This window comes from Acidovorax sp. 93 (assembly GCF_003633835.1).
Taxonomy (GTDB): domain Bacteria; phylum Pseudomonadota; class Gammaproteobacteria; order Burkholderiales; family Burkholderiaceae_C; genus Acidovorax; species Acidovorax facilis.
Genome location: NZ_RBIT01000001.1, coordinates 2096633 through 2113646, shown reverse-complemented (window position 1 = coordinate 2113646; position 17014 = coordinate 2096633). Strand labels below are relative to the sequence as shown.

9 protein-coding genes are annotated in these 17014 nt (G+C 63.5%); 7 read left to right on the top strand and 2 right to left on the bottom strand.

Annotation, left to right across the window (positions count from 1 at the left end; translation table 11 throughout):
* The first annotated feature begins 58 nt into the window (after positions 1-58).
* Positions 59-4066: a phosphoribosylformylglycinamidine synthase gene (purL, locus tag C8C93_RS09520; RefSeq protein ID WP_121506712.1), complete on the top strand. Its 4008-nt coding sequence runs from the start codon at positions 59-61 to the stop codon at positions 4064-4066.
* Positions 4067-4257: 191 nt separating this feature from the next.
* Here the strand turns inward: purL and C8C93_RS09515 are convergent, their stop codons facing one another.
* Positions 4258-4941, bottom strand: coding sequence for a methyltransferase (locus tag C8C93_RS09515; RefSeq protein ID WP_121506711.1), 684 nt, complete (start codon positions 4939-4941; stop codon positions 4258-4260).
* Positions 4942-5218: 277 nt separating this feature from the next.
* Here C8C93_RS09515 and C8C93_RS09510 point away from each other — a divergent pair, with 277 nt between their 5' ends.
* The 5 genes from C8C93_RS09510 (at position 5219) to C8C93_RS09490 (ending at position 10519) form a co-directional block, all read left to right on the top strand.
* Entirely contained in the window at positions 5219-6271 is a 1053-nt protein-coding gene (locus C8C93_RS09510; protein ID WP_121506710.1) for a DUF808 domain-containing protein, read from the top strand.
* A gap of 130 nt (positions 6272-6401) precedes the next feature.
* On the top strand, positions 6402-6992 hold the full coding sequence (locus C8C93_RS09505) for an OmpW family protein (RefSeq protein WP_055393808.1): 591 nt from the start codon (positions 6402-6404) through the stop codon (positions 6990-6992).
* A gap of 404 nt (positions 6993-7396) precedes the next feature.
* Positions 7397-8314 (top strand): L-histidine N(alpha)-methyltransferase, encoded by a 918-nt coding sequence (gene egtD, locus C8C93_RS09500; protein WP_121506709.1) that lies wholly within the window; start codon positions 7397-7399, stop codon positions 8312-8314.
* Positions 8315-8332: 18 nt separating this feature from the next.
* Positions 8333-9523: an ergothioneine biosynthesis protein EgtB gene (egtB, locus tag C8C93_RS09495; RefSeq protein WP_370108638.1), complete on the top strand. Its 1191-nt coding sequence runs from the start codon at positions 8333-8335 to the stop codon at positions 9521-9523.
* Between the two features lie 153 nt (positions 9524-9676).
* Positions 9677-10519, top strand: a complete 843-nt coding sequence (locus tag C8C93_RS09490) for an SPFH domain-containing protein (protein WP_121506707.1) — start codon at positions 9677-9679, stop codon at positions 10517-10519.
* Between the two features lie 141 nt (positions 10520-10660).
* Here the strand turns inward: C8C93_RS09490 and C8C93_RS09485 are convergent, their stop codons facing one another.
* Positions 10661-11944 (bottom strand): O-acetylhomoserine aminocarboxypropyltransferase/cysteine synthase family protein, encoded by a 1284-nt coding sequence (locus C8C93_RS09485; RefSeq protein WP_121419818.1) that lies wholly within the window; start codon positions 11942-11944, stop codon positions 10661-10663.
* Between the two features lie 624 nt (positions 11945-12568).
* Between C8C93_RS09485 and C8C93_RS09480 the strand changes: the two genes are divergently transcribed.
* Positions 12569-16975: a carboxypeptidase regulatory-like domain-containing protein gene (locus tag C8C93_RS09480; RefSeq protein WP_233559297.1), complete on the top strand. Its 4407-nt coding sequence runs from the start codon at positions 12569-12571 to the stop codon at positions 16973-16975.
* Positions 16976-17014: the final 39 nt, after the last annotated feature.

The following is a 17014-nucleotide window of genomic DNA, read 5'->3' as shown; positions in this document are numbered from 1 at the left end:
TGCACGCTGGCGCCCGGAGCCACCCTCTACCCCTGACACCCCCCAACAGGCCGCTACCGTGACCTTGCACATGACCACGCTGGCGGGCGGCAACGCCCTCAGCTCCTTCCGCGCCCAGCAACTTCAACCCGCCCTGGAGGCGATCCACCCCAAGATCAGCGGCATTGCAGCGCGTTTTGTGCACCTGGTCGCTACCGACGCGGCCCCTACACCCACTGAGCAAGAACGTTTGGCCGCGCTGTTGACCTACGGCGACCCTTATGCGGGCCCCGAAGACGGCGCCGTGCTCATCGTCACGCCCCGACTGGGCACGCTCTCGCCCTGGGCCTCCAAGGCCACCGACATTGCCCGCAACTGCGGCATCGCCATCCGCCGGGTCGAGCGCATCACCGAGTACCGCATCAGCATCAAATCCGGTCTGCTGGGCAAAACCCCTGAGCTGACGGCCGAGCAGCTGGCCCAGGTGGCCTCATTGCTGCACGACCGCATGACCGAATCGGTAGTGGCCGACCGCAGTGCCGCCGCCGCGCTGTTCACCGAGCTGCAGCCCGCGCCCATGGAGCATGTGGATGTGCTGGCCGGCGGCCGCGCTGCCCTGGAGGCCGCCAACACCCGCTTTGGCCTGGCGCTGGCGGACGATGAAATCGACTACCTTGTGACTGCCTTTACGGGCCTCGCGCGCAACCCCACCGACGTGGAGCTGATGATGTTCGCGCAGGCCAACAGCGAACACTGCCGCCACAAGATCTTCAACGCGCAGTTCACCATCGACGGCGTGGCGCAGGACAAGAGCCTGTTCGGCATGATCCGCAACACGCACCAGCTGGCGCCCCAGCACACGGTGATCGCGTATTCGGACAACGCTTCGGTGATGGAAGGCCACCAGGTCGAGCGGTTTGTGGCAAAAATGGGATCTGGCGCTGATCCATCAAGCGCCAATAGCTATCAAAAGAGTAGCGTTACCCAGCATGTGCTGATGAAGGTGGAAACCCACAACCACCCCACGGCCATCTCGCCCTTCCCCGGCGCATCGACCGGCGCAGGCGGCGAGATACGTGATGAAGGCGCCACCGGCCGCGGCTCCAAGCCCAAGGCGGGCCTCACGGGCTTCACGGTGTCCAAGCTCTGGGGCAGCACCGTGGGCAAGCCCGAGCACATTGCCAGCCCGCTGCAGATCATGGTCGAAGGGCCCCTGGGCGGCGCCGCGTTCAACAACGAGTTTGGTCGCCCCAACCTGAACGGCTACTTCCGGGAATACGAGCAAGAAGTCGGCGGCGTGCAGCGCGGCTACCACAAGCCCATCATGATCGCGGGCGGTGTGGGCGTGATCGATGCCGAGCTGACGAAGAAGATTGAGTTTCCCGCCGGTTCGCTGCTGATCCAGCTGGGCGGCCCCGGCATGCGCATCGGTATGGGCGGCAGCGCCGCCAGCTCCATGGCCACGGGCACCAACGCGGCCGAGCTGGACTTTGACTCGGTGCAGCGCGGCAACCCCGAGATCGAGCGCCGCGCGCAAGAGGTCATCAACCACTGCTGGGCGCAGGGCGCGGCCAACCCGATCCTCGCCATCCACGACGTGGGTGCGGGTGGCTTGTCCAACGCCTTCCCCGAACTGACCAATGACGCAGGCCGGGGCGCGCGCTTTGACCTGCGTGCCGTGCAGCTCGAAGAGTCGGGCATGGCGCCCAAGGAAATCTGGAGCAACGAATCGCAAGAGCGCTACGTGCTAGCCATCGCGCCCGAGTCGCTGGAACAGTTCAAGGCCTTCTGCGAGCGCGAGCGCTGCCCGTTTGCCGTGATCGGCACGGCCACCGAAGAGCGCCAGCTGGTGCTGCACGACCCTGCTGCTACGGCCGACGACCAGAAGCTGCCCGTGGACATGCCCATGAACGTGCTGCTGGGCAAGCCGCCCAAGATGCACCGTGACGTGAAGACCGTGGTGCGTGAATTCGCGCCCATGGACCTGACCGGCGTGCCGCTGCAAAAAGCCGTGATCGACGTGCTGGCCCACCCCACGGTAGCCTCCAAGCGCTTCCTCATCACCATCGGAGACCGCACCGTGGGTGGCCTCAGCCACCGCGACCAGATGGTCGGCCCCTGGCAGGTGCCCGTGGCCGATTGCGCTGTGACGCTTGCCGATTACAAGGGCTTTGCGGGCGAAGCGATGAGCATGGGCGAGCGCACGCCGCTGGCCGCCATCAACGCGCCGGCTTCAGGCCGCATGGCGGTGGCCGAAGCCATCACCAACCTGCTGGCCGCCCCCATCGAGCTGCCGCGCGTGAAGCTGTCGGCCAACTGGATGGCCGCGTGTGGCGAGCCCGGCGAAGACGCCGCGCTGTACGAAACCGTGAAGGCCGTGGGCATGGAGCTGTGCCCTGCGCTGGGCATCAGCATCCCCGTGGGCAAGGACAGCCTGTCCATGCGCACGCAGTGGAGCGAAGGTTCTGAGAAGAAGAAAGTTACCTCGCCCGTCAGCCTGATCGTGAGCGCATTTGCCTCGCTTGCCGACGTGCGCGGCACGCTCACGCCCCAGCTCAACGCCACCGAGACCGACACCACGCTGGTGCTGATCGACCTGGGCAAGGGCCAGAACCGCATGGGCGGCAGCATCCTGGGCCAGACGCTAGAGCAGAGCGGCGATGTGGTGCCCGATGTGGATGATCCGAAAGACTTGGTGAACCTCGTCAACGCCGTGAACGCACTGCGCGCCAAGGACCAGATCCTGGCGTACCACGACCGCAGCGACGGCGGCCTGCTGGCGGCCGCCGCCGAAATGGCGTTTGCGGGCCATGTGGGCGTGGCGCTGAACGTGGATTTGCTGGTCACTGAAGGCGACGGCATCAGCGACAGCCGCATGGACACGGGCGATGCCAAGAACTGGGCAGGCCAGGTGGGGGCTCGCCGTGAAGAGCTCACGCTGAAAGCCCTGTTCAACGAGGAACTGGGTGTGTTGCTGCAGGTGCGCACGGCCGAGCGCAACGACGTGGTGCAGACCCTGCGCGAGCATGGCCTGTCCAAGTTCAGCCACTTCGTCGGCAAAACGCGTCCTGCATCGTCCGAGATCGACGCAGGCAAGGGCGAGCTGCAGGTCTGGCGCGATGCCAAGGCCGTATTCAGTGCGCCGCTGGCCGACCTGCACCAGGTGTGGGACGCTGTGAGCTGGAAGATTTGCCAGCAGCGCGACAACCCCGCCAATGCCGATGCCGAACACGCCGCAGCGGGCGAGCCCACCGACCCCGGCATGCACGTGCACCTCACGTTCGACGCCACTGACAACGTGGCTGCGCCATACCTGAACCTCGCCAAACCCAAGGTCGCCATCCTGCGCGAGCAGGGTGTGAACTCGCACATCGAGATGGCCTACACGTTCACGGAAGCAGGCTTTGAGGCCTACGACGTGCACATGACCGACCTGCAGACTGGCCGCGTCAAGCTCGAAGACTTCAAGGGTGTGGTTGCCTGCGGCGGCTTCAGCTATGGCGACACGCTGGGTGCGGGCATTGGCTGGGCTCGGTCCATCACCTTCAACCCTGTGCTGGCGGCGCAGTTCCAGGGCTTCTTCGGTCGCACCGACACGTTCGGCCTGGGCGTGTGCAACGGCTGCCAGATGTTTGCCGAGCTGGCCGACATCATCCCCGGCGCACAAGACTGGCCGCGCTTCACCACCAACCAGAGCGAGCGTTTCGAAGCCCGCCTGTCGCTGGTGGAAGTGCTCGAATCACCCAGCCTGTTCCTGCAGGGCATGGCCGGCAGCCGACTGCCGATTGCTGTGGCGCATGGCGAGGGTTATGCCAACTTCAAGTACCGGGGCAACGCCGACAAGGCCATTGCCGCCATGCGCTACGTGGACAACCACGGGCGCGGGACGGAGCAGTACCCCTTCAACCCCAATGGCAGCGCAGGCGGCCTGACGGCGGTGACCACGGCCGACGGCCGCTTCACGGCCATGATGCCGCACCCCGAGCGCGTGTTCCGCAACGTGCAGATGAGCTGGACGAGTGAAGACAAGGCGCAGTACAGCGGCTGGATGCGCATTTGGCGCAACGCGCGCAAGTGGGTAGGCTGACCCAGCGCTGATCATCTGCACCGCTGCGGCGGTTGTTGCCAAAAGGCTGGCCCTTCATGGGGTCGGCCTTTTTTCGTGGAGCCAACCATTGAGAAATGTGTGCGGCGCGGGTGAAAGGCGGCAAGCCAAGGGCTGCTCCGCAACGAGGGCCTGGCCCCCTCGGGTGAGGGTGCTCCCGGCGGCTCAGGGGCTTATCCCATCTTGCGCTGGTAGATCAGCAGGCGGCCCTTGTAGGCCGGGCGGTCTTCCAGGGCCGGGTGGTCCAGGTGCTCTTCCACCACTTCAAACCGGTGCACTGCCATCTGCTTGTGGAAGGCAGAGCGGTTGCCCCGGTTCGGGTCCACGATCCAGATCTGCGCGCCCTGGCCAGCGTGGCGGTCCAGAAAACTGGCCAGCGAGGCGCGGGCGTCGCGTTCATACAGCACATCGCTGCCCATGATGAGGTCGAACTGACCTTGTACCGCGCCGGTTCCCGCGGCGGCGTCCGCGCCCCACTGGCCCGTGCGGTATTTGAGGGGCGGCAGGCCGTTGAGCCGCAGGTTTTCCAGCAGAAACGTTGGTGCCAGCGGGTGGCAGTCGCTGGCGGTCACATCCATGCCGCGCCGGTGGCACACCAGGCTTGCCAGGCCCAGGCCACAGCCAATCTCCAGCACGCGCTCGCCGGTCAGCAAAGGGCGGCTGGCCATGCGTTGTGCCAACTGTGCCCCCGATGGCCAAAGCAGGCCGAACAGGGGCCACGCGGCCGACGATATGCCAAGCGCCTCGGCGGCTCCCAGTGGATCAGAGAACTGTTGCCTGTCGAGCAATGATCGAATGATCAGGTCGGCTGCGCCAGTGATGGCGATGTCTTCGTGTTTGGTGAGGTAGCCGGGCATGGCTTGGGCATGAAGCCCGAATGAGAGCACATGCTCCAGGACCCCAGAGGTGATAGGTGAGGGCGCGAGTATGCGCTTTGTGCGGGGGCGGCATTCGCGCCATCCATCGCTGTGCGGAGCAAGGGGCGGCCCACCAGTGGGAAACAGGTCGTGCAAGGGCCGCCCAGATCGAGGGGTCTGTGCCGCGCGGCGCCGTTGGCCTTGGCGTTGCTATAGTCCGGCGCACGCATGGCGGCATGCCCGCCGATTTTGTACAGACTTATTTCAAGGATTCCCCATGGCCACTGGCAGCCTGCTTGCCCTGTTGGACGATATCGCCACCATCCTCGACGACGTGGCCCTCATGACCAAGGTGGCGGCCAAGAAGAGCGCTGCCATGGCCGATGACGTGTCGGTCATGACCAAGGTGGCCGCCCAGAAGACGGCGGGTGTGCTGGGGGATGACCTGGCACTCAATGCCCAGCAGGTCACCGGGGTGCGGGCCGAGCGCGAAATCCCTGTGGTCTGGGCCGTGGCCAAGGGCTCGATGATCAACAAGGTCATCCTGGTGCCTGCCGCGCTGCTGATCAGCGCGTTTGCGCCCTGGGCGGTCACGCCTTTGTTGATGGTGGGGGGCGCATTTTTGTGTTTTGAGGGCTTTGAAAAAGTGGCGCACAAGCTGCTGCATAGCCCCTCAAAGCCAGTATCTCTCGAAGTCAAAGACGAGAGAACTGGTAGTTGGGTGACAGTCTCATCGAAAACCGCAGAAGAACGGGCGCATCTTGCGCATATCGAAGCCTTGAATGACGAGTCGGTGGATATCGTTGAGTTTGAAAAGGACAAGATCAAGGGCGCTGTGCGCACCGACTTCATCCTGTCGGCTGAAATCATTGCGATCACGCTGGGCACCGTGGCCTCTGCGCCTTTTGTTCAGCAGTTGACCGTGCTGTCGGGCATCGCGGTCATCATGACCATCGGTGTGTATGGCCTGGTGGCGGGCATCGTCAAGCTCGATGACCTGGGCCTGTGGCTCAACAACAAGGCCAGCAGCTTGGCCCGTGCCGTGGGGGCAGGCATCCTGCGCGCTGCTCCCTGGCTCATGAAGGGCCTGTCCATTGCTGGCACGGCGGCGATGTTTCTGGTGGGCGGCGGCATCCTGGTGCATGGCGTTCCGGTGCTGCACCATGCTGTAGAGGGCGCAGCCGCCGCAGCAGGTCAATGGCCGACGGGGGGGTTGTGGAAGGTGGTGGTGGAGAATCTGCTCAACGCTGTGGTGGGCATTGTGGCCGGGGGGCTGGTGCTGGCCGGTGTCACGCTGGTGCAGCGCCTGCGCGGCAAATCCACAGCGTGAGAATGGGTATGCCTTGATCTAGGTCTAAGGGTTAGTACGGGGGTCTTGAGATAGGGCAAGGTCGGCGGGTGGATGCAGCGGTTCAATACATGCACGGGGGTCGTCCCCGTCCAACCGATGCGAAATCACCATGAAAAAAACTCTGCTGGCTGTAGCCGCTCTGTGTGTTCTGTCTTCTGGCGCTGCGCTGGCGCAACAAGCAGAAGGCCCCTGGATGGTCCGCGCGCGCGTTGTCAACCTTGACAGCGCCAACAAGGACAGCACGCCGCTGGGCCTGACGGTCAACGACAAGACCATCCCTGAAGTAGACATCACCTACTTCTTCAACAAGAACATCGCCGCCGAGCTGATCCTCACCGTCCCTCAGAAGCACACCCTGCGTGCGGGCGGCGCTGCCATCGGCACGCTCAAGCACCTGCCTCCCACGCTCACTGTGCAATACCACTTTGACGTAGCCGGCTTTAAGCCCTACGTGGGTGCGGGCCTGAACTACACGCGCTTCTCCGGCGTGCACCTGCCCGCTGGTGTGGACATTGACCGCAACAGCTTTGGCCCCGCCTTGCAAGCCGGTGTGGACATTCCGCTGTCCAAGAACCTGTACCTGAATTTCGACGTGAAGAAGGTCTACATCAAGACCGACGTGAGCGCAGGCGGTGCCAAGCTGGGCACCTTCAAGGTGGACCCCGTTCTGGTGGGCGTGGGTCTGGGCTGGCGCTTCTAGTGTGGTGTTGCAGGCTTGACGGCACATTAAAACCGATGGATTTTTGGTCAGGGCAAGGCGCAAACCACAGCGATACCAGTAAGTATCGCGAGGATTAGCAACGCAGCCCTGGCCGAAAAGACGCGGTTTTAAGGGCCGGATAGCGTGCAACACCACACGAGGGGGGCTGGGGTCAAGGTTGGCCCTGCATTCCTGGCAGCAAGAGTTCTCCAAGGTTAAAAGGGCTGGCGCCTGCGCCAGCCCTTTTTTTTAGGGGTGCGGAAATGGCCTACACACAGCTGCAGGCGAGGCGACGCACAATGGCGTGAAGGGAGCGTGTGGGGCGTGCCGCCGTGCGTGCGCCCCAGGTGCCTCTGCTTTTTGACCACCCGGCGGCGCTGCCGCACCCAACGTCTCACTGACCCATGCTCCTGCCTCGCTACTCCGACATCACGCACGGGCTGACCCAGCGGCCCGCACGCATCTCCCCCAAGTATTTTTACGACCAGCACGGCTCGCAGCTGTTTGAGGCCATCACGCGCCTGCCGGAGTACTACCCCACGCGCACCGAGATGGCCCTGATGCAGACGCATGCGGACAGCATTGCAGGCACGGTGGGCCCGGGGCGTACCCTCATCGAACTGGGCGCAGGCAACTGCCAGAAGGCCCGCACACTGTGCCGCCTGGTGCAGCCGGCGTGTTTTGTGGGTGTGGACATTTCAGCGGACTTTCTGGAACAGGCGGTGCAGGGGCTGCGCGACGACTTCCCCGCACTGGATGCCCGCGCGCTGGCGGGCGACATGACCCTGGGGGTGGCACTGCCGGACGACATTCCCCGCACCGGCCGGCTGGTGTTCTACCCGGGCTCTTCCATCGGCAACTTCGATCCCCCGCATGCCCTGGAACTGCTGGGCCACATGCGCGAGCTTGTGGATGACGATGGCGGCCTGCTCATCGGCATCGATCTGCCCAAGGACGTGGCCGTGCTGGAGGCGGCCTACGACGATGCGGCGGGCGTGACGGCCGAGTTCAACCGCAACGTGCTGCGCCACGTGAACCGCCTGATCGGCAGCGACTTTGATGTGGGGCAGTGGCAGCACCGTGCGTTCTTTAACCCCGAGGCGTCGCGCATTGAAATGCACCTGGAGGCGGCATCCGATACCGAGGTGTGCTGGCCCGGCGGTGGCCGCAGGTTTGAGCAGGGCGAGCGCATTCACACCGAGAACAGCTACAAGTACCCCTTGCCCGTGTTCACCGACATGCTGGCCCGCGCTGGTTTTGCACAGGCCCAGGCGTGGACGGACGAGCGCGGCTGGTTTGCGGTGGTGCACGCGCGTCCCTGATCAGTGGCTGCAATGACCATGGCATCCAACACACTGCAGTCCCGCTACACCGCCGTGCGCGGTCGCTCGGTGGCATTGGCGGCGCCCCTGTCGCCCGAGGACTGCAGCGCGCAGTCCATGCCGGACGCCAGCCCCACCAAATGGCACCTGGCCCACACCACCTGGTTTTTTGAAACCTTCGTGCTCGAAGCGCACGAGCCCGGGTTTGCGCCGTTTGCGCCCGCGTTCCGGGTGCTTTTCAACTCTTACTACAACGGTGTGGGGGCCAAGCACCCGCGCCCGCAGAGGGGGCTGCTTACGCGCCCCGCGCTCCATGAAGTGCTGGCCTACCGGGCCGATGTGGATGCCCGCATGGCGCGCCTGTTGTCGAACGTGGCGCACGATGCCTCGCTGTGTGCCCTGATCGAGTTGGGCTTGCAGCACGAGCAGCAGCACCAGGAGTTGATGCTCACCGACATACAGCACCTGCTGTCGTGCAACCCGCTGTTCCCTGTCTATGCGGCGGCTTGCGATGTGGTGCCACCGCCCGTGGCTGCAACTTTGACGTGGCATTCTTTCGACGGAGGGCTCATCGAAATCGGCCATAAAGGCGAAGGCTTTGCGTTTGACAACGAAGGCCCACGCCATCGCACGTACCTGCACCCTTACGCACTGGCCTCGCGCCTTGTTACCCAGGCTGAATTTGCGGCCTTTGTGGAGGGCGGGGGCTACCAGAACCCCATGCTCTGGCTGGCGGAAGGTTGGGATTGGCGGGCAGCACAGGGTCTGAATCACCCGCTGTATTGGCACCGCGTGGAAGGCGAGTGGTACGGCTTCACGTTGGCCGGCCTGCAGCCGCTGGAGGGCGACCAGCCGGTGGTGCATCTGTCGTACTACGAGGCTGATGCTTACGCGCGCTGGGCGGGAGCCCGCCTGCCCACCGAGGCCGAATGGGAGCACGCGGCCGCGCAGGATGCCGACCCCATGGCGCAGCTCTTTGGCGTCGCCTGGCAATGGACACAGTCGAGCTATGCCCCGTATCCCGGCTTTCGGGTTGCAGAGGGTGCCGTGGGCGAATACAACGGCAAGTTCATGGTGAATCAGTACGTGCTGCGGGGCTCGTCCTGCGCTACGCCACCGGGGCATGAGCGGCTGACCTACCGCAACTTCTTCCCCGCCACCGCGCGCTGGCAGTTCACGGGCATCCGGCTGGCACGCGACCTGGGTTGATACGGGGCTCTGCCGTCCCGAAGGCTGCTGTAGACAGCGGCGAACCGCACGTTTTTGGTGGGGTAGGGCTCTCCTACAATCGCGCTCGCTCGCCCTGCCGGCGCAGCCACGGCGCGCCGTGCCTACCAACCCCTTTTGACCCGTGAGACTCTCATGACCGCTTTGCGAACCTTGTCCCTGTTGTGCCTGAGCGTTGCGCTGGGCGCGTGCAGCCAGATCGATACCGGCAATGTGGGTGTGGAGCGCACGCTGGGCAAGGTGGGGCAGGAGGCCCTGCCGCCAGGGCTGTACTTCACGCTGTTCAAAACGGTGGACGAATTCACCGCCAAGGAGGTGAGCTTTTCGCTGGAGAACCTCACCCCCAAGAGCCGTGACAACCTGACCATGCAGGACGTGGACATCGACATCTATTTCAAGACCACGCCGGCCTCCATCCCTACGCTGTTCGTCAAATACCAGGGCGATGTGGTGCAGCACAGACAAGTGGTCAAAGACGGCACGGCGGACCTGCTGGTGGCCTACAGCCGCGTGCAGCGCGAAGCCCGTGAAGCCATCTACAAGGCCATTGCCCAGATGGATGCGACCACCATGCACACCAAGCGCGCCGAGCTGGCAGAAAGCGTGCGCACCACCTTGCAGGCCGAGCTGGACGCCACGGACAAAGGCGCCTTCACGGTCACCGCCGTGAAGGTTCGCAACATGCTGACGGACAAGGCCATCGAATCCGCCATCCGCCAGCGTGCCGAGACGGACCAGGCGATCGAGAAAAAGCGCAAGGAGATCGACCTGGCCAAGGCCGAGGCAGAGCGCCTGATCGTGCAGGCCGAAGGCGAGGCAAGGGCCAACCAGATCATCAGCGCATCGCTCACGCCCGCGCTCAAGGAAATCCGGCTGGCCGAGATCCAGCGCGACACCGCCCTGGCCATTGCCAGCAAGCAGGGCAACACGGTGCTGATGGGCGGCGGCGCTGCACCACTGGTCAGTGTGGGCCGGTAAATCAGGGCGCCAAGCGGTGCCACTGTGGGTTGATTTGCTATTGAAATAATAGCTAATAGCGCTTGCCAGTCAAGCGCTGGAGGCTCAAAACACTTGAAATTTTGAGTGGCCACGCGCCTTCAGCGCATGGCCACTCGCAGTTCACACCTTGTCGAGCGCCTGGGCCAGGTCGGCCTGCAGGTCGTTGATGTGCTCGATGCCCACCGACAAGCGCACCATGCCCTCGCTCACGCCGGCCTTGGCCAGCTCCTCGGGGTTGAGCTGGCGGTGGGTGGTTGATGCGGGGTGCGTGGCGAGGGACTTCGCATCGCCGATGTTGACCAGGCGCGTGAAGAGTTGCAGCGCATCCAGAAAACGTGCACCGGCCGCACGTGGGTCGGCGTCGCTGTTCTTCACGCCAAAGCTCAGGATGCCCGAGGCCTTGCCGCCTGACTGGCGCTGCACCAGCGCGTGGTCCGGATGGTCGGGCAGACCGGCGTAGCGCACCCATTCCACCTTGGGATGGCTCTGCAGATACTTGGCAATGGCCAGCGTGTTGTCGCAGATGCGGTCCATGCGCAGCGCCAGGGTTTCGATGCCTTGCAGGATCAGGAAGGCATTGAGCGGCGCCAGCGCCGCGCCGGTATTGCGCAGCGGCACCACGCGCGCCCGGCCGATAAAGGCAGCCGGGCCCAGGGCCTCGGTGTAGACCACGCCGTGGTAGCTCACATCGGGCTCATTCAGGCGCGGGAAGCGGGCCTTGTGCTCGGCCCACGGGAACTTGCCGCTGTCCACAATCGCGCCGCCCACGCTGTTGCCGTGGCCGCCCAGGTACTTGGTGAGCGAGTGCACCACGATGTCGGCGCCATGCTCGATGGGGCGCAGCAGGTAGGGGCTGGGCACCGTGTTGTCTACGATCAGCGGCACGCCGTGGTCGTGCGCCACCTTGGCCAGCGCGGCGATGTCGGTCACATTGCCCAGCGGGTTGCCGATGGACTCGATGAAGATCGCCTTGGTGCGCGCATCGATGTGCTGCGCAAAGCTGGCCGGGTCACGCGGATCGGCAAAGCGCGTGGTGATGCCCTGCTGCGGCAGCGTGTGGGCAAACAGGTTGTAGGTGCCGCCGTAGAGCGTGCTGGCCGACACGATGTTGTCGCCCGCCTCGGCAATGGTCTGGATGGCATAGGTGATGGCTGCCATGCCCGAGGCCACGGCCAGCGCGGCAATGCCGCCTTCGAGCGCTGCGACGCGCTTTTCGAGCACGTCGGTCGTGGGGTTCATGATGCGGGTGTAGATGTTGCCCGGCACCTTCAGGTCGAACAGGTCCGCGCCGTGCTGGGCGCTGTCAAACGCGTAGGCCACCGTCTGGTAGATGGGCACGGCCACGGCCTTGGTGGTGGGGTCGGGGCTGTAGCCTGCGTGAACGGCCAGGGTTTCGATTTTCATGAAGGCTGTCTCTTTCGTTGGTTGGAAGGGATGGGTACATCGGGGCAGTGCTCGCTCAATGAGCTTGCTGGTCCGACAGCGCGGGCCATTCTGGCACCTGCGGCGCGCCAAGTCATCGAATCGTTGGCTATGTGCTTATGGCTTTCGGTCTCTCTGCGTGAGAAGGTTTAGGGCCGCTGAATCTGGCCGGCGGGTGGCGGAGCAAGCGCTCCCAGACGGTTGGTGAAGCACGTCGGTATGCAGACTGGTCGTGCTTTTGTGCTCTGCAACAAACATCACATTTCCACACATTTATAAAACAAATCAGTAACTATGATCCGCCTGCCTTTGCCTATCGAGTAGAGGCATAACTCATCGTTCGCGCAAGAAAACTGCGGTGGCAACAGACCAACCCAATTTCACCCCACTGCGCACGGTGCACAGATAAAACGAGAGAGGGTCTCCATGCGTGTCGCGGCTGCCAGCCGTGCAACCACTGTGTTTTCGCAGTGGTTGTGCTGTGCTTTTGTCTTTTTGTTTTCAGGTTCCGTGTGGGCCAGCGATGCGGCTGGTGTGTCGTGGTTGCAAGCTCAGGTCCAGGCCAATGGCAGCCTTGCGCAGGAAGGGACTTCCATCGCATGGCCGGTGCAAAGCCGATCTGAAGCCGCCACAACGCTCAAAGCGCTGGCGGGATCGGTTCCGCCGCAGTTGCTGGATGCCATTGAATTGGCCAGCGACAGCACGGTAGAGGTACTGTCGCGGAAGGCCCTGGCCAAGCAGTTGTCGTCCGCTGTCTCGACAGCCCATCTGGATGCGCTGGTGCTCCACCAGAACTCCGACGGCGGGTTTGGTGCTGCGAAAGGCTACGCCAGCAATGCGCAAGACACTGCATGGGCGCTGTCGGCTCTGACTGCTTCGGCGGGCGTCTATGGAGGCCCATCGGGTCAAGCCGTGAGCTGGCTCCTTGGCGCGCAGCAATCGGGTGGGCAGTGGAGCCTGGCTCCTGATGGTGATGCCCTTATCCCCACAGCACTGGCGATTCAGGCGCTTCAGCCCTACCGGCAGACTTCTGCTGTCGCCTCGGCACTCAGCAAAGCGCGCTCGTGGATGCTGGCCGAGCGCAACGGTGCGCCCGCCTGGGGCAGTTCTGTGCGCAGTGCACATGCGCTGATGGCGGTGCTGCCCGGCATGACCAACGCTGCCACGGTGCAGGTTGCTGTGGACGCCTTGCGCGCCTCTCAGCGTCCGGATGGGAGCTGGGATGCAGACCCCTACACCACGGCCTTGGCGCTGCGCGCTTCCTTGGCTGCAAGCCAGCCTGTTACGGATCCTGACTTGGCCAGCCTCCGAGGAGTTTTGGTCAGTGACGCTACGGGCCAGCCATTGGCGGGGGTGCAGGTGCGTCTGGCCAGCAGCGCCCAATCCACCATCACCGATGCGCAGGGGCGTTTCGAGTTTCAGCAGTTGGTGGCTGGCACCAACAGGTTGGCTGTTGATGCTGCCGGGTTCCTTTCGCTCTCTGCAGACATTGGGCTGCTCAAAGGCCAGCAGCTGGATATGGGCACCATCCGCCTCAAAGCTCTTACCGTGGGCAACGCGAGCACGGTCACCATTGCAGGTGTTGCCAAGTTCACCAATGACGGGCTGAGCTATCAGAACGCTGCCAACGCCACCATTTCGGTCGGCAACCGGACCACGCAGACCAACGCCAATGGCGAGTACCTGCTGGAAGGTGTGACACCCGGCGCGATGGACCTCAAGGCAAGCTATTCGTCCTATCAAGCTGTGGAAGTCAGTTTCAGTGCATTGGCGGGGCAGCAAGTCCGATTCGATCCTGTTTTCCGTCGCAGTACTGCGCAAAGCACGCTCAAAGTCGTTGTCACCAACCAGGGAACAGGCGCAGCGATTGCCATGGCCAGCGTGTCACTCAACGGTTTGGTTCGAAATACCAATGCCAAAGGCGAAGCTGCCTTTGATGTGGGCGTGGTAGCTGGCGACAACACCGTCACGGTGTCTGCCAGCGGTTTTGATACACGCATCCTCACTATGAACGTGCAAGGCCATCACACCATCACGCTGCCTGTGACGTTGACAGCGCAAAGCACGCCCCCCGGCCAAACGGTGCTGCTAGGCATCGTGTCGGATGCCGCCACACGGCTGCCCCTGCAAGGTGTGACTGTGGCCGTGGATGGAACAGGCCGCACAGCCACCACAGATGCTACCGGGCGCTACTCCATTGGCGGTGTGCCGGATATTGCTGGCTCACGCACCGTGTCCATGCAGAAGACGGGCTATCAGCGGTTTGAGCAAGCCATCACGCTGGTGCAAAACGGTACGCACCAGTTTGACGTGCCATTGCATCCCAGCGTCGATCCTCAGCAACCCATTTCTATCCAGGCCACCGTTACGGATAAAGCCACCCTCCAGCCCATTGTGGGTGCAACGCTCACCCTTTCGGGCAGCAACCCGCATGTAGTCCAGACCAATGCGCAAGGTGTGGCGGAAATTTCCGGCCTGAATGCGGGAGCCACGCAGGTGCAGGTGTCTGCGCAAGGCTATGACAACGTGGCTTTTGCCGTGGATCTGGCTGCGGGCACACGCTATGTGCTGCCAGTGGAACTCACACCGAAGGTGCTAGGACAGGACCGTATCCACGGAGTGGTGCTGGATGCCCAGAGCCAACGCCCGCTGGCCGGGGCCAAGGTGGTTCTGGCTGGCGTCAGCTTGCTGGAGACCACATCAGGCGCCGATGGTCGATATGAGTTTGCCAACATCACCCCAGGCCGCTGGAACCTGGCCGCAAACGCTCCAGGCTATCAAGGCAGCAGCAGTGGATTTGACATAGCCACGAGCACCGTCATCAACCTGCCGCTGAGGCCAGATTTGGGCCTGGATGCCAACAACACGCTGCGCGCTGTGGCAGTGGGGCATCCAAACTATCCGACGACTTCGGCGGGACCTGTGGGTTATCTCTTCATCTTTGGTGAACAGGGCACCACAGGCCAGGTTCTGAGTAACGACGGCGCCATCAACTACAGCTTTGTCATCGGCGCCAGTGGCGTGGCAGAACTCATGGTGCCCAACGGCCAGTTTCTGCACGAAGCGGGCAAGGTGGTGGACAAAGCCTTGCAGGTGTATGCCAGCAAAGGTGTCAGCGCGTATTTCTTGAACCGCGAGATGTACACCACGGACATGTCGTATCTGCTTGATGCCACGGCTTTGGGGCAGGAATACCGCATCGTCGATTGGAACTACGCTTACAGCGTGATCCAGTTTTCGCTGACGGCTGTGGAAGACGGCACAGTAGCCACCATCACACCAGCCAGCAGCCTGACGACGGGGCAGCCCGCCAAGGTGCCTTTTGATGTGACCCTGCAAAAAGGCCAGTCGGTGATTTACACCGCCTACTCCGGCAATGAAATCACCGGCACCCACATACAAACCAACAAACCCGTGGCCGTATTTGCCGGGGGGCAGTGCGCCAACGTCCCTGTTAACGCAGGTTACTGTGACCATTTGTTCACCCAATTGCCACCGGTGAAACACTGGTCTGCGGAGTACGTGGCGCCCAAAACTGCCAACACGGGCGCTGCAGGCAACCTTGTCCGCATTGTGGCCAACACCGCTGCTACCCAAGTGCGGGTGAATGGAGCCCTGGTGGCCACTCTCAACGCTGGGGAGTTTCATCAGGTGACTGATGCAGAGAGCCTCCACATCGTTGCCTCTGCGCCCGTGCTGGTGGGGCAGTTCCTGAAGGGGTCCACGATCACCACCGGAGGGGTGCTGGGTGACCCCGCATTCACTTATGTGGGTGGCATCGACCAGACCCTCTCTGACTACGTTTTCACGGCGCCGACCAATCTGTCGCCTTACAAAGAAAACTACCTGAACGTAGCGATTCCGACCTCTGCGCTGAACACCCTCCAGCTCAACGGTGTTGCGGTGAACGTTTCGGGCTTCACGCCCTTGGGTACCAGTGGCTACAGCGTGGGCCATGTCGCGATCCCCACCGGCCCAGGGCGCATCAAGGCAGCCAAGCCGTTTCTGGCCACCATCGCAGGTTTCAGCCAGGACGACAGCTATCTGACCATCATCGGTGCCAAGTACTCGGCGGGTGCATCACCCGACGATATCGTGGCGCGTGTCAGTGCCAGCACCGACAAGCCTTCGTATCCTGCAGACGCAGCAGTAGAGTTGGGAGCCTCAGTGCTCAACCTTGGCACGACACCAGCAGTGTTGTCGCTGGTGCTGCGCATCAACGACGCCACTGGGGTGGAGGTTGCCCGATTTGCGGCGCACGACCTGGGTGCAGTGGCTGCTGGCGCAACGGTGCCCCATACGCAGCCCTGGAATACCGCGCGCTACCCCGCTGGTACCTACACGCTGGTTGCCACGCTCCTGAACGCCCTGGGTGACGTGGTGGATGTGGGCAGCACCCTGTTCACCATCATTGCCGACGCCGCGCAAGGCGCTGGCAAGGCCGCACTGACCGTGGCTGTGGACAAGGCCGAATACGCACCCAACGACCGCGTGCGCATTAGCAACCTGGCCCGCAACCTCACGGTGAATGCGCCGGTGGACAACGCCCGTGTACGCATCACCGTGCGCAACCCGCAGAACGCTGTGGTCTACACCCACGTCCACGTGCTGGGCCAGTTGCAGGCCAACGGCCTTCGGTCCACAGACACCCAGCAGACGCTCAAGACGGCGATGGAGGGCACCTACACGGTAGAGGCCGTGCTCATTGGCAGCGGCAACAACCTCAAGTCGGCAACTGCGCTGCCCACCGGCCAGGCCAAGGCCTACGACGTGGATGTAGACCTGGCGACAGCCACCACTACTTTTGCAGTGCGGGCCAACGCACCAGGCGGGCCCGGCACTCCTGGTGGCCCGGGTGGCCCCGGCACGCCCGGCGTGGCCAACCCCATCCCTGTCAACCAGCCGTGGTTCCTGTGGCTCGTTGCCGTGCTGTTGGCAGCCGCAGCATTGCAGCCGCTGCGGGCGGGTGCCCGCCCATCCAGCCCGGCACGCCAGCGCGGAGGGTTGCAATGAAGTCCTCGCAACACCCCGCTGTCACCGCGATCACCCCCC

What these genes read in the sequence shown, in the direction of transcription:
- C8C93_RS09515 (WP_121506711.1), bottom strand. Translation starts at nt 4,941, where the DNA reads ATGCCCGGCTACCTCACCAAACACGAAGACATCGCCATCACTGGCGCA.
- C8C93_RS09510 (WP_121506710.1), top strand. Translation starts at nt 5,219, where the DNA reads ATGGCCACTGGCAGCCTGCTTGCCCTGTTGGACGATATCGCCACCATC.
- C8C93_RS09505 (WP_055393808.1), top strand. Translation starts at nt 6,402, where the DNA reads ATGAAAAAAACTCTGCTGGCTGTAGCCGCTCTGTGTGTTCTGTCTTCT.
- egtD (WP_121506709.1), top strand. Translation starts at nt 7,397, where the DNA reads ATGCTCCTGCCTCGCTACTCCGACATCACGCACGGGCTGACCCAGCGG.
- egtB (WP_370108638.1), top strand. Translation starts at nt 8,333, where the DNA reads ATGGCATCCAACACACTGCAGTCCCGCTACACCGCCGTGCGCGGTCGC.
- C8C93_RS09490 (WP_121506707.1), top strand. Translation starts at nt 9,677, where the DNA reads ATGACCGCTTTGCGAACCTTGTCCCTGTTGTGCCTGAGCGTTGCGCTG.
- C8C93_RS09485 (WP_121419818.1), bottom strand. Translation starts at nt 11,944, where the DNA reads ATGAAAATCGAAACCCTGGCCGTTCACGCAGGCTACAGCCCCGACCCC.